At 55.6% G+C, this 22,763-nt stretch carries 20 protein-coding genes; 7 read left to right on the top strand and 13 right to left on the bottom strand.

Going from position 1 to position 22,763, the window contains the following annotated elements:
* The first annotated feature begins 16 nt into the window (after positions 1-16).
* From PREDE_RS04565 to PREDE_RS04580, 4 genes are all read left to right on the top strand, one after another.
* Positions 17-1,039, top strand: coding sequence for an electron transfer flavoprotein subunit alpha/FixB family protein (locus tag PREDE_RS04565; protein WP_005844573.1), 1,023 nt, complete (start codon positions 17-19; stop codon positions 1,037-1,039).
* 15 nt (positions 1,040-1,054) lie between these two features.
* On the top strand, positions 1,055-2,773 hold the full coding sequence (locus PREDE_RS04570) for an acyl-CoA dehydrogenase family protein (RefSeq protein ID WP_005844575.1): 1,719 nt from the start codon (positions 1,055-1,057) through the stop codon (positions 2,771-2,773).
* Positions 2,774-2,841: 68 nt separating this feature from the next.
* The gene (locus tag PREDE_RS04575; RefSeq protein WP_005844577.1) at positions 2,842-4,044 is read left to right on the top strand and encodes an L-serine ammonia-lyase, iron-sulfur-dependent, subunit alpha; all 1,203 of its coding nucleotides are present in this window, start codon (positions 2,842-2,844) and stop codon (positions 4,042-4,044) included.
* Positions 4,045-4,080: 36 nt separating this feature from the next.
* Positions 4,081-4,497: a hypothetical protein gene (locus PREDE_RS04580; RefSeq protein WP_005844578.1), complete on the top strand. Its 417-nt coding sequence runs from the start codon at positions 4,081-4,083 to the stop codon at positions 4,495-4,497.
* Here PREDE_RS04580 and PREDE_RS04585 read toward each other — a convergent pair.
* Positions 4,494-6,356: an ATP-dependent DNA helicase gene (locus PREDE_RS04585; protein ID WP_005844580.1), complete on the bottom strand. Its 1,863-nt coding sequence runs from the start codon at positions 6,354-6,356 to the stop codon at positions 4,494-4,496. The genes PREDE_RS04580 and PREDE_RS04585 overlap by 4 nt on opposite strands.
* 82 nt (positions 6,357-6,438) lie before the next feature.
* Here PREDE_RS04585 and PREDE_RS04590 point away from each other — a divergent pair, with 82 nt between their 5' ends.
* The 3 genes from PREDE_RS04590 (at position 6,439) to PREDE_RS04600 (ending at position 8,790) form a co-directional block, all read left to right on the top strand.
* On the top strand, positions 6,439-8,010 hold the full coding sequence (locus PREDE_RS04590; protein WP_044126893.1) for a ComEC/Rec2 family competence protein: 1,572 nt from the start codon (positions 6,439-6,441) through the stop codon (positions 8,008-8,010).
* 101 nt (positions 8,011-8,111) lie between these two features.
* The gene (locus PREDE_RS04595; RefSeq protein ID WP_005844584.1) at positions 8,112-8,429 is read left to right on the top strand and encodes a type II toxin-antitoxin system RelE/ParE family toxin; all 318 of its coding nucleotides are present in this window, start codon (positions 8,112-8,114) and stop codon (positions 8,427-8,429) included.
* A gap of 16 nt (positions 8,430-8,445) precedes the next feature.
* Complete coding sequence (locus tag PREDE_RS04600) at positions 8,446-8,790, top strand: HigA family addiction module antitoxin (RefSeq protein WP_005844585.1); 345 nt, start codon at positions 8,446-8,448, stop codon at positions 8,788-8,790.
* Positions 8,791-8,889: 99 nt separating this feature from the next.
* Here the strand turns inward: PREDE_RS04600 and PREDE_RS04605 are convergent, their stop codons facing one another.
* From PREDE_RS04605 to PREDE_RS04660, 12 genes are all read right to left on the bottom strand, one after another.
* The gene (locus tag PREDE_RS04605) at positions 8,890-9,582 is read right to left on the bottom strand and encodes an LrgB family protein (protein ID WP_005844587.1); all 693 of its coding nucleotides are present in this window, start codon (positions 9,580-9,582) and stop codon (positions 8,890-8,892) included.
* Positions 9,579-9,947, bottom strand: a complete 369-nt coding sequence (locus tag PREDE_RS04610) for a CidA/LrgA family protein (protein WP_005844589.1) — start codon at positions 9,945-9,947, stop codon at positions 9,579-9,581. The genes PREDE_RS04605 and PREDE_RS04610 overlap by 4 nt, the downstream gene beginning before the upstream one ends.
* Positions 9,948-9,974: 27 nt before the next feature.
* Positions 9,975-10,568 (bottom strand): cytidylate kinase-like family protein, encoded by a 594-nt coding sequence (locus tag PREDE_RS04615; RefSeq protein WP_005844591.1) that lies wholly within the window; start codon positions 10,566-10,568, stop codon positions 9,975-9,977.
* 28 nt (positions 10,569-10,596) lie between these two features.
* A complete protein-coding gene (locus tag PREDE_RS04620) occupies positions 10,597-11,712 on the bottom strand; it encodes a mechanosensitive ion channel family protein (RefSeq protein WP_015298494.1) in 1,116 nt (371 codons plus the stop codon).
* 24 nt (positions 11,713-11,736) lie between these two features.
* Positions 11,737-13,014: a D-alanyl-D-alanine carboxypeptidase/D-alanyl-D-alanine endopeptidase gene (gene dacB / locus PREDE_RS04625; protein WP_005844594.1), complete on the bottom strand. Its 1,278-nt coding sequence runs from the start codon at positions 13,012-13,014 to the stop codon at positions 11,737-11,739.
* Positions 13,015-13,026: 12 nt separating this feature from the next.
* The gene (locus PREDE_RS04630) at positions 13,027-13,425 is read right to left on the bottom strand and encodes a PH domain-containing protein (protein WP_005844595.1); all 399 of its coding nucleotides are present in this window, start codon (positions 13,423-13,425) and stop codon (positions 13,027-13,029) included.
* Between the two features lie 500 nt (positions 13,426-13,925).
* Positions 13,926-14,912 (bottom strand): DUF6261 family protein, encoded by a 987-nt coding sequence (locus tag PREDE_RS04635; protein WP_005844596.1) that lies wholly within the window; start codon positions 14,910-14,912, stop codon positions 13,926-13,928.
* Positions 14,913-15,614: 702 nt separating this feature from the next.
* Complete coding sequence (locus PREDE_RS04640) at positions 15,615-15,791, bottom strand: hypothetical protein (protein ID WP_005844598.1); 177 nt, start codon at positions 15,789-15,791, stop codon at positions 15,615-15,617.
* Between the two features lie 39 nt (positions 15,792-15,830).
* Positions 15,831-16,661 carry a KilA-N domain-containing protein gene (locus tag PREDE_RS04645; protein ID WP_015298496.1) on the bottom strand — a complete coding sequence of 277 codons (831 nt, stop codon included), beginning with the start codon at positions 16,659-16,661 and terminating at the stop codon, positions 15,831-15,833.
* 245 nt (positions 16,662-16,906) lie between these two features.
* Positions 16,907-19,720 (bottom strand): fimbrillin family protein, encoded by a 2,814-nt coding sequence (locus tag PREDE_RS04650; protein ID WP_005844600.1) that lies wholly within the window; start codon positions 19,718-19,720, stop codon positions 16,907-16,909.
* A 465-nt stretch (positions 19,721-20,185) separates the two neighbouring features.
* Positions 20,186-21,442: a MobV family relaxase gene (gene mobV / locus PREDE_RS04655; protein WP_005844601.1), complete on the bottom strand. Its 1,257-nt coding sequence runs from the start codon at positions 21,440-21,442 to the stop codon at positions 20,186-20,188.
* 330 nt (positions 21,443-21,772) lie between these two features.
* Positions 21,773-22,705 carry a toprim domain-containing protein gene (locus tag PREDE_RS04660; protein ID WP_005844603.1) on the bottom strand — a complete coding sequence of 311 codons (933 nt, stop codon included), beginning with the start codon at positions 22,703-22,705 and terminating at the stop codon, positions 21,773-21,775.
* Positions 22,706-22,763 lie beyond the last annotated feature (58 nt).

Raw genomic sequence — 22,763 nt, forward strand, 5'->3', positions numbered from 1 at the left:
ATTTAACGACAAAGACATGAACAACGTATTTGTATATTGCGAAATAGAGGGAACCGCCGTGCAGGAGGTGTCCCAGGAACTGCTGACCAAAGGCCGCAAGCTGGCCAACGAGCTGGGCGTGGAGCTGGAGGCTGTCGTGGCCGGAGCCGGCATCAAAGGCAAGGTAGAAGACCAAATCCTGCCCTACGGCGTAGACCGCCTGTTTGTCTTCGATGCCGAGGGCCTTTTTCCATACACTTCTGCACCCCACACTGACATTCTCGTGAATCTGTTTAAAGAGGAGAAACCGCAGATTTGCCTCATGGGCGCCACGGTGATCGGGCGCGACTTGGGCCCGCGCGTGTCGTCCTCGCTCACGTCGGGTCTTACGGCCGACTGCACCCAACTGGAGATTGGCGACTACGACGACAAGAAGAACGGCAAGCACTATGAGAACCTTCTGTTCCAGATTCGTCCGGCATTCGGCGGCAATATCGTGGCCACCATCGTCAATCCCGACCACCGTCCACAGATGGCCACCGTGCGCTCGGGTGTCATGCAGAAAGCCCTTTACGAGGGTCAGGCCCGTGCCGAAGTGGTCTACCCCGAAGTAGCCAAGTATGTGCCCGAGGTGGACTATGTGGTGAAAGTCATCGACCGCCACGTGGAAGCAGCCCAAAACAACCTTAAGGGCTCGCCCATCGTCGTGGCCGGAGGCTATGGCGTGGGTTCCAAGGAGGGTTTCAACCTGCTGTTTGACTTGGCCAAGGAGCTTCATGGCGAGGTCGGAGCCTCACGTGCCGCCGTCGATGCCGGATGGGTTGACCACGACAGGCAGGTTGGACAGACGGGAGTTACCGTGCACCCGAAAGTATATATCGCCTGTGGTATCTCCGGCCAAATCCAGCACATCGCCGGCATGCAGGATGCCGGCATCATCATCTCGGTGAACAGTGATCCCGACGCTCCCATCAATCAGATTGCCGACTACGTAATCAATGGAACGGTGGAAGAGGTGCTGCCCAAGATGATTAAGTATTACAAGCAGAACAGCAAATAATCAAGATAAACAGTCATGGCCAATTATTATACCGACCACCCGGAGATTGCTTTCTATCTGGACAATCCCCTGATGAAGCGCATCGTTGAGTTGAAAGAACGCAACTATGCCGACAAAGAAAACTATGCCGATGCCCCCGTCAACTACGAGGATGCCATCGAAAACTACAAGCGAATCCTTGAAATTACGGGCGACGTGGCAGCCAACGTGCTGGAGCCCAACTCGGAGAGCGTGGACCAGGAAGGTCCGCATCTGGAAAACGGGCGCATGATCTATGCCAGCAAGACCAAGGAGAACATTGGCGTGACACGCCAGGCTGGCTTGTGGGGAGTGTCGATGCCACGCCGTTTCGGCGGACTGAACCTGCCCATCACCGTCTTCTCCATGCTCTCCGAGCTGGTGGCGGCGGCCGACTCCGGCTTCCAGAACATCTGGTCTTTGCAGTCGTGTATCGACACGCTCTACGAGTTTGGCTCCGAAGAGCAGCAGCAAAAATACATTCCACGCATCGCCGCCGGCGAGACCATGTCAATGGATCTCACCGAGCCCGACGCCGGTTCAGACCTGCAACGCGTGATGCTGAAAGCCACGCAGGACGAGGACGGCACGTGGAGACTGAACGGTGTAAAGCGTTTCATCACCAACGGCGACTCCGACATTCACCTCGTGCTGGCCCGCTCTGAAGCCGGTACCAAGGACGGGCGCGGCCTCTCCATGTTCATCTACGACAAGCGAGACGGCGGTGTCGACGTGCGCCACATAGAAAACAAGCTCGGCATCCACGGCTCGCCCACCTGCGAGCTGGTCTACAAGAATGCCAAGGCCGAGCTCTGTGGCGACCGGAAACTGGGCCTCATCAAGTACGTCATGAGCCTGATGAACGGTGCCCGGCTGGGCATTGGAGCCCAAAGCGTAGGCTTGGAGCAGGAGGCTTACAACGAGGCCTTGGCCTATGCCAAGGAGCGTGCGCAGTTCGGCAAGAAGATTATCAGCTTCCCGGCAGTCTACGATATGCTGTCGCGCATGAAAGCAAAAATCGATGCCAGCCGCGCCATCCTGTACCAGACGGCCCGCTACGTGGACATCTACAAGACGCTGGACGACATCTCCCGCGAGCGCAAGCTCACACCCGAAGAGCGTCAGGAGATGAAGAAATACAACCGTCTGGCCGATGCTTTCACACCGTTGACCAAAGGAATGGCCTCCGAATATGCCAACCAGAATGCCTACGACAGTATCTCCGTGCACGGCGGTTCTGGCTTCATCATGGAGTACAAGTGCCAGCGTCTCTACCGCGACGCCCGCATCTTCTCCATTTACGAAGGCACGACGCAGCTGCAAGTGGTGGCCGCCATCCGCTACATCACCAACGGAACCTACCTCGGCATCATGAAAGAACTGCTGGACGGCGAGGTGTCTGAGGACATGAAGCCGCTGCAGGAACGCATGGCCAAATGCGTGGAACTCTACGAACAGGCCCTCGACAAGGTGAAAGCAGACGACAATCAGGATGAGCACGACTTCCTGGGCCGTCGCCTTTACAACATGACCGGCGACATCGTCATGTCGTTGCTGCTGCTCGACAATGCCTCGAAAGCTCCCGAACTCTTTGCCAAGAGTGCCAACGTGTACGTGCGCATGGCCGAAGAAGAGGTTGTCGGGCACGCTGCCTACATCCAGGCTTTCAAGGCTGAAGACCTGCAACATTTCGTGCAGACCGAGACCGAAGCATAATTATCCTATCGCCAAGGTGCGGCCGTGCTCCCCAAGGAGTGCGGGCCGCACCTTGCCCTTTTCACGTCATGAAATCACTAAAAGAACTATACCGCATCGGCAAAGGCCCTTCGTCCAGCCACACCATGGGCCCGCAGAAAGCGGCCCAGCTCTATCTTTCCAAGCATCCGGATGCCCGGAACTTCCGTGTGACGCTCTATGGCAGTCTGGCAGCTACGGGCAAAGGACACATGACCGACACTGCCATTCAGGACGTGCTCCAAGCCACGGCCCCGGTAGAGATTGTCTGGTGTCCCGACACTTTCTTGAATTTCCATCCCAACGGCATGAAGTTCGAGACCGAGAAAGGCGAGACCTGGACGGTCTACAGCATCGGTGGCGGTGCACTTTCTGAGGGCGACCAACCCACAGGACTGCTTCCGGAATCGCCCGACATCTACCCGTTGACCCATCTCGCGGACATTCAGCACTGGTGTGACAGCCATGGGCGCACCTACTGGGAGTATGTGCAGTCGAGCGAAGCCCCGGCCGTATGGGATCATCTACAAATCGTTTGGGAGGCCATGCAAGCTGCGGTGGAACGTGGCATCGACCGCGAAGGCGTGCTTCCCGGCCCTCTGAATCTGCAGCGCAAGGCCTCCACCTATTATATTAAGGCCAAAGGCTACAAGCAGAGCCTGCAAACCCGCGCGCTGGTCTATGCCTATGCCCTGGCCGTGAGCGAGGAGAATGCCTCGGGCGGCACCATCGTCACGGCCCCCACCTGCGGGGCATGCGGCGTTATTCCGGCCGTGCTTTATCACCTGTCGCGCGGACACAACTTCTCCGACCGCAAGATTCTCCACGCCTTGGCCACCGCCGGACTCATCGGCAACATTGTCAAGGAGAACGCTTCCATCTCCGGTGCCGACGTGGGTTGCCAAGGCGAGGTGGGCGTAGCCTGTGCCATGGCCTCGGCTGCGGCCTGCCAGCTTTTCGGCGGAAGTCCGTCGCAAATTGAGTATGCTGCCGAAATGGGACTGGAACATCATCTGGGCATGACCTGCGACCCAGTGTGCGGACTAGTGCAAATTCCCTGCATCGAACGTAATGCCTTTGCCGCCACACGCGCCCTCGACTCCAATCTCTATGCCTCGTTCAGCGACGGCAAGCACCGTGTGAACTTCGACCGCGTGGTCGAAGTGATGAATCAGACCGGGCACGACCTGCCTTCACTCTATAAGGAAACATCAGAAGGAGGACTGGCTAAGAGCATGGGTGTCACGCTCTGAACCCAAGCCTTTCCCCAACCCTACGCTTTTCTTGTCATGAAAAAGATACTGCTCTCCATCCTAACCGGCTTGGGTGCGACGGCCGCACTCACCACCTCCTGCCGCATGGCCCCGTCGCAACAACTGGGCGACACCGTCGAAGCCCGAGTCTTTGAACCCATGGACACCGCCGCCGCGGATCGCAGGACACAGATGCAGGACACAGCGACAGTCCCCGTCAAAGACAGCCTCGACATCTTCTACATCGGTTCGGAATCCAACAAAACAACGGTACAGCTGGTGAGTTATCCCAGCCGTCGCGACACGGCCGTCTACGGCAAAGGCCGCCATATCAAGGTGAGCGGCAATGCAGACTTCGACCATATCGTGCGCGCCCGCTTCTGGGTGTCACCTGGAGGCGACTCCCTCGTTACCCGACTGGAAGAGGTTGTTCCCACATCGGACCAGCCCTAACTCTTGCGCTTGCGGGGCGCACGCCGCCGCACACTTCCCGGTGCCACCACATCCAGTGCGTCGAGCATGGCTTCCTGCTTGGCGAGCATGTAGGCAGGCACAGTAAAAGGCTCCTCCTCCATCCGCCGAAGCAGCTTGTCCTTGGCCAGATAGGCCAGCCACAACTCCTTGTAGCGTTCTTCCATCTGCTCCATGCCGCGTTGATTCTGGCTCTTGGCCTGCCGCGTAAGCGTGATGACATCGCCCAGTTCCTCTTCCAAGGTCTGCAGGAAATAGCCGGCACTGCGCTTCACCCGCTGCAAAAACTCATCCGTGTGAAGCCCATCCGTCGGCGTGTTCCGAATCACCGCCAGCCACTTATACGCCACGTCCATCACCCGTGCCTTGAACGCCTGTATGCGATTGCCATGCAAAGTAGAGAGTTTGGGCTGGCTACGAAAGTATTCCAACAGCGTGCGGTACACCATCTGCTCGGCCGCAAACAGGGTCGTAAAGTCAAAAAGATCGAGCAGTTGGAATCTGAAATATTCCTCTTTCAGCCCCGGCAAGTTGCGGATACTGGCTTCGGCGGCCTCTTGTTGATGGGCGATATACTCGGCCACACGCTGGTCGTTGATGACATTCCCGGCACTGATGGGCGATGCCAGCACCAGTCCCTCCAGACTCTTGCAGCGGCTCAACGCCACATAGACCTGACCCGAGGCAAACGACAGGCCGGCATCGATGATGGCACGGTCGAACGTAAGTCCCTGACTCTTGTGGATGGTAATGGCCCAAGCCAGCCGCAACGGATATTGCCGGAACACGCCCTGCACCTGCGGCTCGATGGTTTTGGTGCGCTCATTAATGGCGTATTTCGTGTTTTCCCACTCCTGCGGCTCCACCTTGATGGGCTCCTCGTCGCCCGGACACTTCACCTCGATGCCTTTCTCGTCGAGAGCCGTCACGTGGCCAATACGTCCATTATAATAAAGGTGGCGACCCGAGCCATCGTTCTTGATGAACATCACCTGCGCCCCCACCTTGAGTTCCAAGTTCACGTCGGCCGGGTAACTATACTCCGGAAACGTGTCTTTGATTTCTGCCCGATAGGTGTACCGGCGGCCTTTGAGCTTTTGCAGCTCGGTTTCGTTGAAGCTGTCGGCCAGCCGGTTGTGGGTGGTAAGACGAATGTAGCCCTCCTCGGCCTTGGGGAAGAAAGCCGGACGGCAACGTGCGTTCAGCCGTTCCATGTCGTCGGCCGTGGGCCGGCCATCGCGGATATGGTTCAGAATGTCGATGAAAGCCTGGTCCTGCTGACGGTAAACGTGGGTAAGCTGTATAGTGACATAACTGATTTGCTGCAGGGCCTTCGACCCGAAAAAATAAGGCGTGTCATAGTATGGGCGAAGCATCTCCTCGTCTTGCGGGGTTACCACAGGGGTGAGCTGTTGCAAATCGCCAATCATGAGCAACTGCACACCGCCAAACGGCTGCGTGCGGTCGCGGTAGCGGCGCAACACGGAGTCGACGGCATCGAGCAGGTCACTGCGCACCATCGAGATTTCGTCGATGACCACCATGTCGAGCGTACGGATGATACGACGCTTCTCCTTGCCAAAATCGAAACGGTCCTTGATGGCCATTCCGGGAATAAAGGGCGTGAAAGGAAGCTGGAAAAACGAGTGAATGGTCACGCCGCCGGCATTGATGGCCGCCACGCCCGTGGGGGCTACCACAATCATGCGCTTGGCCGACCGCTCTTTGATGGCTTTCAGAAACGTGGTCTTTCCAGTTCCGGCCTTGCCCGTCAGAAATATGCTCGTGCCTGTATGCTCCACAAAATCCCAGGCCTGCCTCAGTTCCTTGTTCTGTTCCATAGTCACTACAAAGATACGGTGATTTTTCCAAAACAGTCTGACAATTGGGCCAAGAATGTGGGAAAAGTCCTATATTTGCAGCATGGAACGAGGCAAGACACTCGACACCCGCCCCCTGCTGCGCATTGCGCTGTCCCTTATCGCCGGCATTCTTGTCGGTGACGGGCTATGGCTTCATGTGTCGTTGTGGCTGTGGCTGGCCTTGGCGGCGATCTGCTTAGGCATGGCCCTCACACTTTTTCGGGTTCACCGCACGGCCCAGGGTGCGCTGATTCTGTGCACCACGCTGCTGGTAGGGGCCACGCTGGCCGACTGGCAGAATCGTCAGCTACACGTCGTCTGCCCTCCCCACCCCGTCAGCTACGAGGCTGTCGTCGTGGGTGAGCCGCAGGTCAGGGGCAAAATCCTGCGGTGCGAGCTCATGATTACCCAACTACCCATCGGGCGGATGCTCGACCATCCCCTGCACATCCAGGCTTCCCTGCTGCGCGACACCTTCACCAACCGCTGGCGCAGTCTGCACGTAGGCAGCGGCATCCGGGCCGCTTCTCAATTGGAACCACTCCGCCCTTACTCCGCCACCCAGAACCGACGCCCCCACTTCGATGTGGTGCGCTGGCTACACGTGCACGGCATCGTGGCCCAAACTTTCGTTCTCCCAAGCAACTGGCATGCGTCACCGCCCAACCTCCGGCCGCTCCCCTGGCTGCAACGCATCCGTCTTCACCTACTCCTGTTGCGCCAACGCCTCCTCCAGCGTTACCGCATGCTCGGACTCAACCACCAGTCGTATGCAGTCGTGGCTGCCATGACATTAGGTGACAAAAGCCAACTCAACCGCAACACGCAGTCGGCCTATGCCGTCGCCGGAGCCTCGCACGTGCTGGCTCTATCGGGACTCCACTTAGGCATCATCTATACCTTGCTCACGTTGTTGCTGGGCCGCTTCCGTCATCGGGCAGTTGCCCAAGGCGCGGTACTGACGGCCATCTGGACCTATGCCGCCCTCGTGGGACTTCCCCCAAGCGTAGTCCGCTCAGCCTCCATGCTCACCATCTACGCCCTCTGCCTGCTGCTGGGCCGACAGCGGGCCTCGGTCAACACGCTGGCCTTTGCCGCTATCATCCTGTTGATAGCCAACCCGCTGTGTCTCTGGGACATGGGCTTCCAGCTGTCATTCCTCGCCGTGCTGTCCATTCTGATCTATTACAGGCCGCTCTACCGGCTGCTCCATCTGCAAAACCCGTTTGCTCAATGGATCTGGGGGCTCACCTGCATCTCCATAGCCGCCCAGCTGGGCACGGCTCCACTGGTCATGTACTACTTTGGCCGGTTCTCCTGCTACTTCCTGCCAGCCAACTTTCTGGTTGTCCCGGCGGCCACAGCCATTCTCTATGGGGCCGTATTCATGTTGCTTGCCACACCGATCCCGCCACTTCAACAGTATATCGCTACGGCCTTAGGCCACGTGGCCGACTGGCTCAACGCCTCGCTCACAGCCCTCTCCACCCTGCCCGGATCCAGCATCGAGGGTATCGTCATCGGCCGCCTCCAACTCTTCATCATCTATATGATTCTCTGTTCATTCACCGTCATTGTCCGCTACGCTTGGAAAGTGCGCCACCAGTCACGTCTCGAAGCATTCTATAAATGAGGGAATATGGGTGTTTTCACCAACCAGTCACCAATTAATCATTCGATAATTTGCGAATAACGACTAAATAATTTATATTTGCACCCAGTTACGAAAAGCCCATGATTGTTACATTCAATGAGGAATATCTGCGAGATCTCTACACCAAAGGAAAGACCGACGACAAGAAGCACAGGTTTCAACCTCAGATTATTCAGAAATATGCGAGGATGATCAATCTGATGAAGCACTCTAAAAATGTGCTGGCTCTGAATGCAATCGGCTCCTTGCACTATGAGAAACTGATAGGCGAGAAAAAAGGAATATCCTCGGTTAGAGTCAACCATCGATACCGCATTGAGTTCGAGGAGCGCAAGGAAGGAGACGAGGAAATCGCAACCATTTGCAATATTACGGATTTATCCAATCATTATCAATAAAACAGGAGGAACGAAAATGATAGAACAGAAAGGTGTTAGCACAGATATGATAGCCAACAATCTGGAGGCATTTGTCCCCACCCACCCGGGCGAAACCATCAAGGAGGAAATTGCTGAACGGGGCATTTCACAACGGCAGTTGGCCAAGCAAATGGGCGTTTCGTACAGTGTACTCAACGAAATTTTAAACGCAAAGCGTCCTGTCAGCGTGGAATATGCGTTGATGCTGGAGGCCGCACTGGACATCGATGCCGACCTTTGGATTGGCATGCAGGCAGAATACAACAAACAAGTGGCCAAGAGAGACCTGAAATTACAAAAACGACTCGAGCATATCCGCCAATTGGCCGCCATGCTGTAGATTCGTCTGCCCATAAACATAGCCGTACAAAACCACCATGCAGCCCGTTGATTCTGTCGTGGTGGATGCTGGCCGACACGGTCGACCAAGGATAAAACATCACACGAACACCGAAAACAACATGGCACCAAACACGGTGAGGATGCCGCTCACCACGATGGAGAGGCCACTCATGGCACCCTCAACAGAGCCCATTTCCATGGCCTTGGCCGTGCCGATGGCATGCGACGCACTGCCGATGGCAATGCCACGGGCTACGGGTTCGCGGATGCTGAGCAACGCCAGAAACTTTTCGGCGAAGATGTTGCCCAGCACACCCGTGATGATAATCACCACCACCGTCACCGACACATAGCCGCCCAGCTCCTTGGCCACGCCCATGCCAATGGCCGTGGTGATGGACTTGGGCAGAAAAGTGACGTAAGCCGCATGGTCGAAATGGAACAGCAGGGCCAACACCAGCACCGTAACCATGGACGAGAGTACGCCCGAAAGGATGCCGGCCAATACAGCCTTGTAGTTTTTCTTGAGCTGTTCCACCTGCTGATACAGGGGAACGGCCAGGCAGATGGTCGATGGCGTGAGCAGATAGCTGATGATGGTGGTGCCCTCGCTGTAGCGTTCGTAGCTTACGCCGCTCAACAACAGGAACACAATGACCAGCGCAATGGCCACGAGCAGAGGGTTCATGATGCTCCAGCCCGTCTTGCGCTTGAGCACCATGCCCAATCCATAGCTGCCCAGCGTGAGCATCACACCCAGAAAAACCGAGTTCTGAAACAAACCGTTCATTGCGCTTCCTCCTTCCGTCGCCGCCCGGCGCGAATCACGGCCTGTGTCACACGACCGGCCACACCCATTACTACAAACGTGCTCACCACCGTGATGACGGCATACTCGACGATGGAACTGCTTATCACACTCCAAGAATCGATGAGTCCGGCTGCCGCCGGCACAAACACCACGGGCATGACAGCAATGAGAAATACCGTCACCTCGCGGATGTCCTTCACCTTAATCCACTTCAGTTCGAGCGCTGTAAACAGCAGGATGATGCCGTAGATGCTGGACGGGATGGGGAAAGGAATGGCATGGTGCAACACTTCGCCCATGAAAGCGAAGATGACAATGACGAGAAACTGAATCAAAAACTTCATATCCAGAAATCCATTTTTACCGTAAACCTACTCGAACGTGTGCCGCTTCACCTGCACATGGTCGATATAATCCTCGATGAGCAGGGCCGCCTGGTCGGCCGTGAGCCGGCAGCTGTCCAGACAGAGGTCGTAGTCGTCGGCATTGCCCCAGGTGAGGCCCGTGTGAAAACGGTGATAGGTGAGCCTCCGGTCGTCCTGCTCCTGCACAAATTCCTTGGCCTCGCGATAGGGCATGCTGCGCTCCGCCTCGATGTTTCGGATGCGCTTGTGGATGTTGCCCTTGAGGAAAACCGACACCAAATCGGGGCGGTGGCGAAAGATATAATTGCCGCAGCGGCCCACGATGATGCAGCTCTCACGGCCCAGCATGTCGGCCAGCATGCGCTGCGGCCGGTCGTTCACGTGGCCGGTAGCAGCCCGATAGTCATCGGAGATGGCAAACAGGAGGTCGTCGACGGGCCGCTCCTCGAAGAAATCGTCCATCTCGTTCAGAATGCCTCGCCCGCGGGCCATGTCGAGCAGGTTCATGCGGGTGTAGATGGGCAGGTGGTAATGCCGGGCCAGGGCTTCGCCCACATGCAGGGCCCCACAGCCGCACTGGCGGGCAATGGTGATAATCATACGCGTTGTGAATTTAAGAAGTTCGGAGTTACTGTTCAGGGTATTGCTGGTAAACCTTGAGCCCATACTCGGGTGCCAGGGCATAGACATACTCCATAATGGCGGCCAGCTGGTGTTCATAGGTCTTCCACTCCTTGTCCTTGAGAAAGAAATAAAACTCCAGCGGCAGCCCGCTCTGCGTGGCTTCCAGCTGGCGCACCATGAGCAACATGTCATGGTTCACCCACGCGCACTCCGCCAGATACTGCTCCACGGCCCGACGATACCGCGCCATGTTGGTTTCGCGGCGGTCGTCGTCCACGAAGCGGATGCTGTGGAAGTCGTAGTAGACCATGCGCTTCACACGGCGGCCGGCACTGGCCTGCATGCCTTTCCAGTTCTGGAACGAGCCACCCACCAGCGTAGTTGGCGACACGGTGACGATGGTATTGTCGAAATTGCGCACTTTCACCGTGGTGAGGCTCATTTCGGTGACAATGCCGTTGGCTCCGGCTACGGGCACCGTGATCCAGTCGCCCACGTGCATCATGTCGGCCGAGGTGAGGCGGATGCCGGCCACAAGGCCCTCTATGGTGTCCTTGAACACGAGCATGAGCACGGCCGACGTGGCCCCCAGACCAGCCAGCAACGTCAGGGGGTTGCGCCCCAGGGCGATGGCCACCACCACGATGACGGCCACAAAGATGACCACAACGCGCAGCAGACTGCAGAACGAGAGGATGTATTGCTGCATGCTCGTGCGACAGCCATTGTCAAGTCGATGCAGACTGCTGATGAACACCAAGCACAGATGTACCGAGGCCAGCGTGATATAGATGGCCGTAACGCGGGCCAGCACCTCACGCACCGTGGGAAACTGATAGAACACCATGGGTAGCAGCCACCACACCACGATGGCCGGCACGATACCGCAGGCGGCCGTGAGCACAGGCCGTCCCAGCACCACGTCGTCCCATTGGGCGGTTGTGCGGCGCGTTATCCGGGTCACCACGGGGATGAGTATGCGGCGGCACAACACGTCAGCCAGCAGCGCCAGCAGGGCGGCCACGGCAATGAGCAGCGCATGGCGAACCACAGGCACCATGCAGCCCGAAATACCCCACTGCTGCACCAGCGTCTCTACGAATATTCTGATTTCTTCCATTCCTATAATTTTATGGTCAAACACCTACTGCGGACGGCATAGCACAGAGCACACCCAGTCCTGAAATCGGCGGCCGTTGCTCCCGTGCATCACACCCTGATTGATGATGCAGAAGCAGAGCCTGTGGCCGTTGGCCGCCGTGAGATAGCCACAGAGCGAGCTGATGCCCGTCAGGGTGCCGGTCTTGGCCCGCACGTTGCCACGGGTGAACTCCGTCTGCATGCGTTTCTTCAACGTGCCGTCGAGCCCGGCAACGGGCAGGGCGGGCAACAGATGGTTGTAGATGTTCTCGTTGCGGAAGGCATGGCGCAGCAGGCGTACCTCCAGCTCGGCGCTCACATAATTGTAGAGCGACAGGCCCGAGCCGTCGGCAAACTTGTAGCGCGAGGCATCGAGCCCCAGCTTGTTCACCAGCTGTTTGATAAGCACGCGCGCACTCTTGGCCGTGGCCGGGTGGTTGCCCGTGGCGGCGGCAATCTGGTAGAACATGGCCTCGGCATAGAGGTTGTCGCTCTCCTTGAGCATGCGCATCAGGATTTGGTCTATGGTGTGGAAGCGACTCACGATGCAGTTGGCCTCCTGCGGCTTGCGACGCTCGCCGAGAGTGCCCGTGAGATAGATGCCCACCTTGCACAGTTCGTCGTAGAACCGCTCCACAAACCGATCCTTGCGCGAGATAAGCAGCGGCGAGAGCACAGGGTTGTCGTCGTCCCAGCACCAGCCCTCACCCAGACGGTCGGGGTCTTTCATCGACTTGTCGGCATAGATGTTGCCGCGAATGGTGTCGACACCCATCTTGTGCAGGGCCTCGACAAAAGCCCGCAGGTCGTCGCCGTTGAAACGCGGGTCGAACCCGCCCACACAGTAGACATCGCCCGTGAGCGTGCAGCTATCCACGCGGCCGGTGTAGCACAGCTCGGTCTTGAACGGGTAGCCGCCACCCAGACGGTCGAGGGCCGCAATGGCCGTGACCACTTTCATCGTGGAGGCCGGCCGCATGAGCTGCCGCTCGTTGCGGCGGTAGATGGCCGAGTCGGCATCCAAATCCCACACCATGATGCCCACCTGCGAGGTGGAAAACATGTCGTGGCGCAGCAGCTCGTCGAGCTGGGCCTGCACGTTCTGCGGCCAGGGCAGCGTGTCATTGCGCAGGACGAGCGAGTCGGCCCACACGGAATCGGCCACCGTGGTGTCGTTGTCCTCGGTGAGTTCGTCCTCATCGGTCTGCGCCTGGAGGGGCACGACGGCGAGCAAAGCCAGCAGGGCCGTCAGCCTGATTCTTATTTTCAGATCAAAAGACATATACCTCTACATCTATTCTTCCACCCTCCGAAGCCCCACGAGCCTTTGCAGACAGCGCACAAATTCGGCCTCATTCTCCGGCTGCACAGCCAGCATGCGCTGTGCGCCGTAGCCGATGAGCAGATAGTGCACCAGTCCGAAAGTGGTAGTCATGGGGCGGCACGAGACGATGCTGTCCAGCGGGATACGCCGCTCGCGGGCAAAACGGCCACGGCGCACCAGCAGGCTGTCGTTGGTGAAGACATAGGCCGAGTGGAGTGTGCGCTCGATGAGCACCACCTCGAACGCCACCAGCACCAAGGCCGCTGCCACGGCCTTGGTCCACAGCAGCCAGAATATCAGGCATGCCAAGAGCAGGATGCCGCAGCGGGCACCCAGCGTGAACCGGTGGTGAAAAGTTCGGTTTGTCATTCGGAGTTCTTGACTCGGGCCAGCAGTCCGGGCCTTGGGTAAAACAACATATTGGCTGCAAAATTACAAAGATTCCGCCAATTGGCGTGTCCGTTTAGCTTTTATTTCAACTTTTTACACCATCGCGAGGAACAAGGGGCGGGATTCATGGTTTTGGCGTAGAAGCCAGCCCCTACACCCAAACCCAATGCCGCACCCTCCGCGCAGCATCTGTGAAATCCGTGCAATCTGTGAGAAATTACCACGCATGGCATCTGTGAAATCCGTGCAATCTGTGAGAAAATACCACGCATGGAATCTGTGAGAAAAACGCCCCGCATGGAATCGGCGTGCTCCTTTCCATCGCGCAGCCATATATTCAATATGTTGTTATGTCTAAAACCTCACTGCGCAGCCATATCTCAATATGTTGTTCTGTCTAAAAGAAACGCGGGCCGTGTCTCACGACACAGCCCGCGCAAAAAAGAGATATTATAAAAACATGATATATTGAGTATATCCTATTTCACGCCGCCCGGCTTCCCTGCCCCGGCCAGATAGTCCACCTTGGACAGGTGGTCGCCGTCGATCTTCACCCAGACGAACTTGTCGGGGTTGCCGTCCACGTAGAGCAGGTAGAGCTTCGTGCCGTCCGGCAGCTCGCCCGTGTGACCGGCATACGCCAGCGAGCCGGCAGCCAGCCCTTGAGCTGTCTCGAAAGCCGGGATGAGCAGCGACAGCTGCTTCTTGACCGAAGACTTGCCGGAGCCCTTGCCTGTTCCAGAGCCTTTCGAGCCCTTGCCCGAACCTTTTCCCGGGGGCAGCACCTGCTCCTTGAAACGTTTGATCTGCTCGTTCACGTAGGTGATGAACACGAAGTAATCGCCCGCGCCCTCTATCTCGGCATGCGCGTTGACGCGACGCACGAGAGACTGATAGGCCTCATCCGTCTTCGCACGCGAGGCTTTCAGGGCCCCAAGCGTCAGCCCCGACTGCTCCGTGTCGCGCCCCGAGAGCGACGTGCGGACCGTCTCGTTGGCCGCTTTCATGCCGTCAACGAAAGGTTTCAGCCCGAGAGCCGCCACCTGCGGGGCCAGACGACCCTGAAGGTCCTCCACGAGGTTGGTCAGCAGGCCCGTCTCGCGGTCGAGCTGCATCTTCGGCTCGATGCCATGGTCCGTCATGTGCTGCCACAGCATGTCCGCCGCCGTCTTCTGAGCCCCCGCGGGGAACGAGCGGAAGCTCCGCACCCCGTTGCGGTAGCCGCGGTAGTAGGCATCGCGCTGGCGGTCGGCCTCGGCAATCGTGTCGCTCAGCGAGCTCTTGCGGCTCAGCATCAGGTCCTCGTTCTCCTGCGCAAGGGCCGACACCAGAGCGTCGGTCTGCGACTTGGCCTTGCCATACACAGCCTCGTCGCCCTTCGCCTTCTCGGCCACGTTGCTCATGAAGTTGTAGTGCGCACCGTTGTTGATTCTCGACAGCACGATGTTTTCGATTTCTTGTGTCATAGCGGTTTGGTTTTAATGGTTTACAATCGGATTGAATGGTTCTCGTATCGTTTCAATGTTCATTCCCATTTGTCTTGAGACCTTTGCAGACTTGCAATGCTCACTTCCCGTTGTCTTGGGACCTTTGCAGACTTGCAATGCTCACTTCCCGTTGTCTTGGGACCTTTGCAGACTTGCAATGCTCACTTCCCGTTGTCTTGGGACCTTTGCAGACTTGCAATGCTCACTTCCCGTTGTCTTGAGACCTTTGCAGACTTGCAATGTTCACTTCCCATTGTCTTGAGACCTTTGCAGACCTGCAATGCTCACTTCCCGTTGTCTTGGGACTTTTGCAGACTTGCAATGCTCACTTCCCGTTTTTATGGGTTGACAAAGACAACGGATAACAACTCATAACAACAGTAATACCGCGGCGCAGCGTTGTTTTCAGTTGTTGTTCGTTGTCTTTCATCAAATCCTATGCAATTGTTCGTTGTCTTTTTTGAGTCCTATGCGATTGGGCGTTGTCTTTCAAATCCCCATGCGCTGCACCCTGTAGGGACACACGCCCTGTGTGTCCGCAACACCGTCGGATGAGTAAACACCTCGGGAATGAACCACACACGACGGAAAACAAAAATTCTGGCAAGCGGTGGAAAACAACCGTCCCACGCTCCATTCAAGGGCGTGGGACGGAAAGGACGTGTGGACAAAAAGATGCTTTCAGTCGCTTGTGGTGAGTTCCCGTGCAGAAATAGTCGTAATCTGTCCGTCTGCATCGGCTATCACGATGTTTTCGCCTTTGAGCACTTTTTCGTGAATCATTTTCTGATGCGCTATTTTTACACCCTGTATCACCTTGCGTGCAAACTCGCTGTACCGTTCCTTATTTTCCATCATCGTTTATTTTTGAGAATAAACACGCTTCCGTTGTGCGTGTCAGAGATTCTCGTCTGTCAGCAACTTTCTTGCCCCGTCGCCCTCCAATACGCGCATCTGCTGGATGGCCACTTGGTTGAGCTTGACCAAGCGATCGCCCTGCGGAATGCCCTCGTCGATGAGCACAGCATTGATGTTCTCCATGTTCGACAGGCATATCAGCTCGTTGATGGTGGCGTAGTCGCGGATGTTGCCTTTCAACTCCGGGTTTGCCTCGCGCCACTGCCGGGCGGTGGTGCCGAACATGGCCACATTGAGCACATCGGCCTCCTCAGCATAGATGACGCTTGCCTGGGCCGGCGTCACCTCGTCGGGTATCAGGTGCTGCTTGACGGCGTCGGTGTGGATGCGGTAGTTGATTTTCGACAGCTCGCGCTTGGCCGACCAGCCTATCTGTTTCTGCTCATCGGATTTGAGGCGTTGGAACTCTTTTACCAAGTAAAGACGAAATTCAACCGAAATCCAAGACGCAAACTCAAAAGCGATGTCCGAACAGGCGTAAGTACCTCCGTAGCGACCCGGCTGCGAAACAATGCCGATGGCTCGGGTTGCCTCAATCCAACGAGTGGGCGATAGCGTGAAAGCATTTAATCCGGCCGTAGCTCTAAACCCCTCGAATTCGAGGGGATTGAAAATCGGGTTGTAAAGCGTTTCCCAAATGCCAAGAAACTCGATGGTATTGCGGTTGCGCATCCAGTTGGCAATCACTCCGTTGGGGTCTATGGGGTTCTTTTGTCTGGCAATGTCGGTGATGCAGATAAAGTCCATGCCGTTTTTCCGCATCGTTTTAATGATTGCCGTCTTAACCTTAATTTCATTTTGCTTCGCCATGTCTTTCAATCGTTTTGATTTCTGTAGCAAAAATTGTGCAAGCGAGTGTAAGGAAAGTTTACTTTCAATTTGCCGAGTGCCGCCAATTTTCTGCAAAAATGCAATTTTCCGGCGACAATTCCAAATATCAGAGGAGATTTTCGTTTCCGTCGTGTGTCAGTATGTCAAAGAGCGAAGGGTGCGGACACTGCGATGCGCCGCAGCCCATGATTGTTACTAAATATTGTTGTCCGGTTTTCTGCAGATTATTTTGCCACGGGGCGAACGGAGAATCCCCACGACCGGCCGTCGAATCCCCGCGGCCCAATCTTGTTCAATCCGAAATACAGATCGCAACCGCGTCGCGTGTCGCCCGGAACGGCCAACCAATAGTCGCCGAAGTTCCCCACGCTGTGTAACGTGCCGTCATGCCCACGATAGCCCGAAGCGGGGAAATAAACCGTGGCATTAGGACTGGTAATCTTGTTGTTGAAATTCCAACCATAGTCCCAGTTTCCATAAACATTAAACTCTGATTGATTTTCGGAGTTGTTGCCAGTGGTAGTGAATCCGGTAAAGGCATAGCCGGCAGGCATGTGGAAGCCCGCGGGACAAGGATCGTAGATGGTTTTCACGACAGGGTTGTCGTTGTGGCCGTAGCCGGTATTGTCCATAGACCAAAGATTGTTGTAAGAGTAATAATTGATCCATGACGAACCTTCAGTATAGAATATTTCGGGATGCCGGATGCCGTTCTGGATGGACATGTTGTTGCCACCGTTCTTGTTGAAAGAACCCTCGGAAATTGCGTCCGTACCGGGGAAAGCGTCCTTACGGCCGAATTGGTACAACGTGCTGTAGCCTTGCCGCACTCCGCCGTTGTTCTGGGTGATGGTAATGATGCCTTCTTGCTTTACACCACCATTGGCAACGGTCTGCTCCACCTTGACTTTTACGATGCGGGGAGCTGAATAGGTGGTAGCTTTCCAAACGGTGTATTTCCAGCCGAGTGTCTCATTGGGGATGTTGTAAACCTTCTTCTGGAAATTCGTGCAAGCCGTAGTCTGAAGTACGCTTTGCGGAGCGAACCACAGGTGCCAGGACCATACGACCACACCGGCTTTGGTCACGGCGATGACTGCATTTCCGTTCTTGATGGCGGAGGCGGGCACTTTGAACTTGACAAAAGCGTTGGTACCGCTGCCCGACACGGCGAGGTTGGTTACGAGTCCGCTCTCGTCTGCCCAGACAATTTTGGCACCATTGGGTGAATTGGCTCCACCGTTGCTCTCCGTAATCCAAGGTTCGGTAATATTTTGGTTATTATGATTCTTGAAATGTTTGAGGATATGACTACCTGTATTGCTGGTTTGTACGGCATGGACGTTAGTCGTGCCGTTCTTGATAGCATTGCCATAGACCAGCGGAATACGGTAATGTCCCGGTGCGGAGATGACGTAGCAGTTGGCTGTGCTGCGCTGAATCGTGCCGCCCTTTGTGGAAAGGTCGTAGGGAGTGCCGGAGGAACCTAATGCCGTTGCATTCTTCAAGGCCTTGTTGCGTTTGGCAAGCAAGTCGGTAATGTTGGTCGTGAGCGTGCCGAATCCGCTCTCTGCAGAAGTTCCGCCGTTACCCTCGGTCATGCTCAGAGAGGTAAGCCATGCGGGTTTGACCGTTGTCTCGGCTCCCCATGTCTGACCGCCATCAGTACTCTCCTGATAGCTCACTACTTTCCACTTCACGGGTTGCTGTATGTGGGTGACGGGATCCTCGCGATAACTCTTGACAGTGTAATCGCCGGTCGTGGTGACATCGTAGCCGACGGCGGCGGGGCTGGTCACGGTGAGTTGATAGTCCCATGTAGATGTGTTCTGCGAGAGGGCGTAGGTCTTTGTTGTGCCGGGCTTCCATGTGCCCGAGAGATTGGCAGTGATAGCCGGGGTGGAGCTGTTGTTGAAGTATATTTTTATCTGCACGCCAGAGAGCGGCTGCGGAATCATGTAGAACGTGAAGTTGTCGCCATTGTTGCCCAGGATAATCTGGTTCACGGCCGCCGTGGTGCTCACGTTCACCGTGCCGTCGCCGCCGAGGGTGAAGGTCTGTGGAGTGGAGAGGTCGCTCCATGCCGCACCCGTGCCGGTCTCGTCGGTGGAGAGCGTGTAGCGGCCCTTGCTCATGGCCCCGATGATTTCCACCTTGGTGATGGTCTTGCTGTACGACAGGTTCTGGCCCACCTTGAAGCGCACGGCCGTCAGGGCGTGGCGGAACTTGAGGTTGGTGGTGGGAGGCACGAACTGCGTGGCATACTGCACCACGCCTGAGCAGGCCGTCATGAGGTCTTTCTGGTTCTTCACGTCGGGCTCCACCTCGAAGTCCACGTAGGGCGTGCCGGCATGGGTCGCAGGTGAGAATTGTAGCTTGGCATAGCCCGACTCCACCCACGGGGAGACGGCATAGAACCTGCCGAAAGGAATCTGCCACGACCAGAAACGGGGGCTGACGAGGGTGCCGTCGGGGTTGGTCTTCTCATGGTAGAACCAGCTGGGCGCGGCGGAGATGCCGGCGGCGGTGGTGCCACGGTAGCCGTAGGAGGCGAAGTGGCCCAGTGTGGTCATCGTGGTGATGTTGGCGCGGGTCGCAGCCTCGGTATCTTCCTTGCCTGTGGTCGCCGCCGTGCGGGCTGTCATCGTACGGTTGTCCTGTCGCATGGGATTAACGCCGGGCGTGGTGGTCTCGATGAGGCAGAGGTCGGTGCCGGCGGCCCCCTGCACGGCGAGCTTCTGCGTGGTAAGGTCTGCGGGCGTGAGGTTCATCATGCCCAATTGCTCGCTGAACGCCGCGCGCGTCACGGGCACGCCCGGCATGGCTTTGGCGGCGGCCTGCGCGTCGTCCTGCGCTTCGCTCACGTTGAAGGCCACGGAGGCGTTCCTGTCGCCCTCCTCGCCGCCGTCCTTGCCCAAGTCCTCGTTGGCGCACGAGCCGAGGAAGAGCCCGCCGAATCCTGCGAGCCCCGCGAGGCACACACTCATGAACGCCGCCCTGCGGGCCCTGCGTTCCAGATATTCCTTGAATCTTATCATGGTTGTTGCTTGTTGTTTAATCGTTGTCTACTTGTCAGCTTGTTTGCTTTTCCTTGCTTGCGAACTAACTTACTTGTTTTCTTAATGGTCTGCTTGTCTTAAGAGTGGCTCCGTTCTTGCTTCTCCTTTCCTCCGCGTCTCTGTGTGGGAGCTACACGAGTATGGCTCACGCAGAGGCGCAGAGGAAAGGAGGAACACCGCGACAGCCAAAGGAATTTTTCGCTTGCGAACTATCTTGTTGAGTAATAGAGTGTTACCTTTGAGAGATAGATGAGTAGGTAACGATTTAGAAATGAGCGGAGTGCTTTGAGGCACACTGTTTTGAATAACCAAAGAACGCTCACTATTATCACTTGCAAAGGTACAGATTTGCGAGCGAAAGTGAGCGTTCTTACGTGATTTTCTTCTTAAAAAGTTTTGTCGCAACTGAAATACAACGATGAAAGAGAAGGAGGTCTTTCGGTTTTATAGCCGTTGCGAGCGATTACGATTGATAAGCTGTTTCCATTTCTGTTCGCACCAATCGGCAACAGGAAGTCCGTTGATAGTCAGTAGCGGTCGCTTCTTCTCATCCTTAGCGATGCGGATTTCACAACCCTCTTCCGTAAACTCTCTCTTGTATAGTCCCGAATAGGCTTTAGCCGTACCTCGCTGGGGAGCTTCCGTGCGATACATTTCTGCAATTCTGTCATCAGAGAAATTCATCTTTCGGAGCATCAGACGGATATTTAAGAGTTGGTAGAAACCATTGAAGAAGCGTTTTATCCAATTCCGCTCTTCCTCGTAAACCTGCATGGTCTCTTTCAGTTCGGCAATGGCTCTGTCTCTTCCCTTAACCGTGTCCTGCAAGAGAACAATCTCCTTTCGGATTTCATTCTTCTCCTTTTCCGAAAGATACCGCTGTCGTTCGGCTTCCTGTTCCAAGTCTGCGATGCGTTTTTCTGCCTTGTCGAGTTCAGAGTTGCCAAATATAGAATAAAACGTACCTTTCATTCGGAGTTTGCCTGCCTGCTTCTCCAACTCTTTTATCTTGGCAGTGAGTTCTGCTTCTTGCGCCTCTTTCTCTTTCGTGGATTTTAGGACTTCCTTGTAATACTCCATCGTGGTGCGGTGCTTGGCTTCCGAACCGTGTACGCCCCGTTCCAATCCGAACCGTTGCATTCGCTTGGCATAACTCGTCTGATAGTCTTCCAACTTTTTGGGCGTGAGCACATCATCTGCACAAAGTCGTACCTTATTCTTCTTTGTCTTGTACTTCCGCTTGCCGTTCTTGGCTTCCTCTTTGGCTTTCCGTCTTTCACCCGTGACAATCGGGACAACTGTGGCGTGAATATGAGGTGTGTCCTCATCTGCGTGCAGTGTGGCTGCGACCACATTGTCCGCCCCGAAAGTGGTGCGAAGCCAATCCATCGTTTCATTGCACCATTCGTACAGGCGTCCTTCTTGCTCTATGCGAGCCATATCCTCCGGTGAACTTGACAGGATAAAGCGTAAGGCTTTGACTTGGTTCTGTGCCACCTTTCGGTAGATACCTGCCGTGGCGATGCGATGCTCTATCGCTTCGGTACGGTTAGTTACATTTGCAGGGAATTGCACCAGCTCTCGATTGAGGTGTGTGCGGGAGGAATCGACGTTACTCGGCATGAATGTACGCGCTATGTGTGCGGTCATTGCCGAGTCGTTTCCTCTCGCCTTGTCTATATGTAAAACGGCGTAGCCCATTGCTTGAAGATTGATTTAGGGGTATCCAAAGGGGCACCGCCCCTTGGCTCAGGAGGGTATTTTTAGCGATAACGGAGTGCAGCGTAAAGAAAATACCCTAATGAGCTATGGCATTTTTCGAAATGTCCGCTCCGCCCTGCTCGTGCTTCTTTCTTGTTGCGTTGCATCCTGTGAATGCCTGCACGCTTTGTTTCTAAGTTTTGCTCTGCAAACTTGCTGTTCTGAGGAACTGCCGTAGCTATCGAAACAAAGCCGTTTATTCGCATACATTTTATTTTCTGCATCTTTGAATACCTGATGATAGAATAATGTTGTTTGCTCTCTTTTGCCTTATCGTCTAAGTCCTCGTTTGCGAGGTGGTATCACCTGCTTTAGTTCTGTTCTTTGGGCAACGTGGTACTCATTGAGGTCTTTGTATCGGGCATAGTATTGGCTCATATCCTCTACCTTGATGCCTGAAGATTGGATACCCTGAAGAGCTTGCCGTCCTGCTTCATCGTTGTCGAAGAATGCACGGACGGAGAGAATGCCATTCTCGCAGAGATAGGCGATGGCTCGTGGTAGATTGCTGACGGAGTTCAGAACTATGGAAGGCGAAATGCTTTCTTTCCCTTTCATTGTGAGATAGGAAAGGAAGTCCATAAAGCCCTCGAAGATGCAGAGAGGGGAGTTGTTCGTTTCTCCCGCAACTACGGATATATCCTTTGGTGCGATTGTTCCTTTGAATGTCTTGTCGTCCCGAAGCTCATACCCTCCTGCACGGTTGACAAAGCCGATGGCAGAATACTCTCGTCCTCCTACCTCATAGCGAACGTGACGGAGATAAGGGCTTGCCATGGCAAGGTCTATCCTGCGTACCTCTCGGAGATAGCTTTGCAGATGTAGGGGTAACTCTTCGCTGATGGAAAGAATGTGCCTTGTACTTGTGGAATTGCTCGTAGTAATGGTTGTTTCACGATGAAAGGAAGAAGGGGCGAGGGTTGTCGCTTTCCCTTCAGCAAGATGTGCCATTGCTTCGTAGGCACTGCATCCACGCATCCGCATCACAAGGTCGATGATGCTTCCGCCTTGGCTTGTGCCGTAGTCGTGCCACAGGTTTTGCCGAAAGTCCACTTTCAAACTGGCGTTGGAGTCTTCTCGGTAGGGTACGTGATAAAGGGCATAGCCATTGTAACGCTTGGCAGGCTCGATACCGCAGGCGTGCAGATAGTCCGCTATCGGTATCGCCTTGATGTATTGTAGGTCGTAATATTCGTTGTTCATTGCTGTTATCGTTGGATTTGGATTATTCATATTCATTTGTTCGTTATTTCATTGTTCG

The sequence above is a fragment of the Prevotella dentalis DSM 3688 genome (genome assembly GCF_000242335.1).
GTDB lineage: Bacteria > Bacteroidota > Bacteroidia > Bacteroidales > Bacteroidaceae > Prevotella > Prevotella seregens.

Excerpts from the sequence above, each read along its gene's own strand:
- PREDE_RS04565 (WP_005844573.1), top strand. The coding sequence starts at position 17 with ATGAACAACGTATTTGTATATTGCGAAATAGAGGGAACCGCCGTGCAG.
- PREDE_RS04570 (WP_005844575.1), top strand. The coding sequence starts at position 1,055 with ATGGCCAATTATTATACCGACCACCCGGAGATTGCTTTCTATCTGGAC.
- PREDE_RS04575 (WP_005844577.1), top strand. The coding sequence starts at position 2,842 with ATGAAATCACTAAAAGAACTATACCGCATCGGCAAAGGCCCTTCGTCC.
- PREDE_RS04580 (WP_005844578.1), top strand. The coding sequence starts at position 4,081 with ATGAAAAAGATACTGCTCTCCATCCTAACCGGCTTGGGTGCGACGGCC.
- PREDE_RS04585 (WP_005844580.1), bottom strand. The coding sequence starts at position 6,356 with ATGGAACAGAACAAGGAACTGAGGCAGGCCTGGGATTTTGTGGAGCAT.
- PREDE_RS04590 (WP_044126893.1), top strand. The coding sequence starts at position 6,439 with ATGGAACGAGGCAAGACACTCGACACCCGCCCCCTGCTGCGCATTGCG.
- PREDE_RS04595 (WP_005844584.1), top strand. The coding sequence starts at position 8,112 with ATGATTGTTACATTCAATGAGGAATATCTGCGAGATCTCTACACCAAA.
- PREDE_RS04600 (WP_005844585.1), top strand. The coding sequence starts at position 8,446 with ATGATAGAACAGAAAGGTGTTAGCACAGATATGATAGCCAACAATCTG.
- PREDE_RS04605 (WP_005844587.1), bottom strand. The coding sequence starts at position 9,582 with ATGAACGGTTTGTTTCAGAACTCGGTTTTTCTGGGTGTGATGCTCACG.
- PREDE_RS04610 (WP_005844589.1), bottom strand. The coding sequence starts at position 9,947 with ATGAAGTTTTTGATTCAGTTTCTCGTCATTGTCATCTTCGCTTTCATG.
- PREDE_RS04615 (WP_005844591.1), bottom strand. The coding sequence starts at position 10,568 with ATGATTATCACCATTGCCCGCCAGTGCGGCTGTGGGGCCCTGCATGTG.
- PREDE_RS04620 (WP_015298494.1), bottom strand. The coding sequence starts at position 11,712 with ATGGAAGAAATCAGAATATTCGTAGAGACGCTGGTGCAGCAGTGGGGT.
- dacB (WP_005844594.1), bottom strand. The coding sequence starts at position 13,014 with ATGTCTTTTGATCTGAAAATAAGAATCAGGCTGACGGCCCTGCTGGCT.
- PREDE_RS04630 (WP_005844595.1), bottom strand. The coding sequence starts at position 13,425 with ATGACAAACCGAACTTTTCACCACCGGTTCACGCTGGGTGCCCGCTGC.
- PREDE_RS04635 (WP_005844596.1), bottom strand. The coding sequence starts at position 14,912 with ATGACACAAGAAATCGAAAACATCGTGCTGTCGAGAATCAACAACGGT.
- PREDE_RS04640 (WP_005844598.1), bottom strand. The coding sequence starts at position 15,791 with ATGATGGAAAATAAGGAACGGTACAGCGAGTTTGCACGCAAGGTGATA.
- PREDE_RS04645 (WP_015298496.1), bottom strand. The coding sequence starts at position 16,661 with ATGGCGAAGCAAAATGAAATTAAGGTTAAGACGGCAATCATTAAAACG.
- PREDE_RS04650 (WP_005844600.1), bottom strand. The coding sequence starts at position 19,720 with ATGATAAGATTCAAGGAATATCTGGAACGCAGGGCCCGCAGGGCGGCG.
- mobV (WP_005844601.1), bottom strand. The coding sequence starts at position 21,442 with ATGGGCTACGCCGTTTTACATATAGACAAGGCGAGAGGAAACGACTCG.
- PREDE_RS04660 (WP_005844603.1), bottom strand. The coding sequence starts at position 22,705 with ATGAACAACGAATATTACGACCTACAATACATCAAGGCGATACCGATA.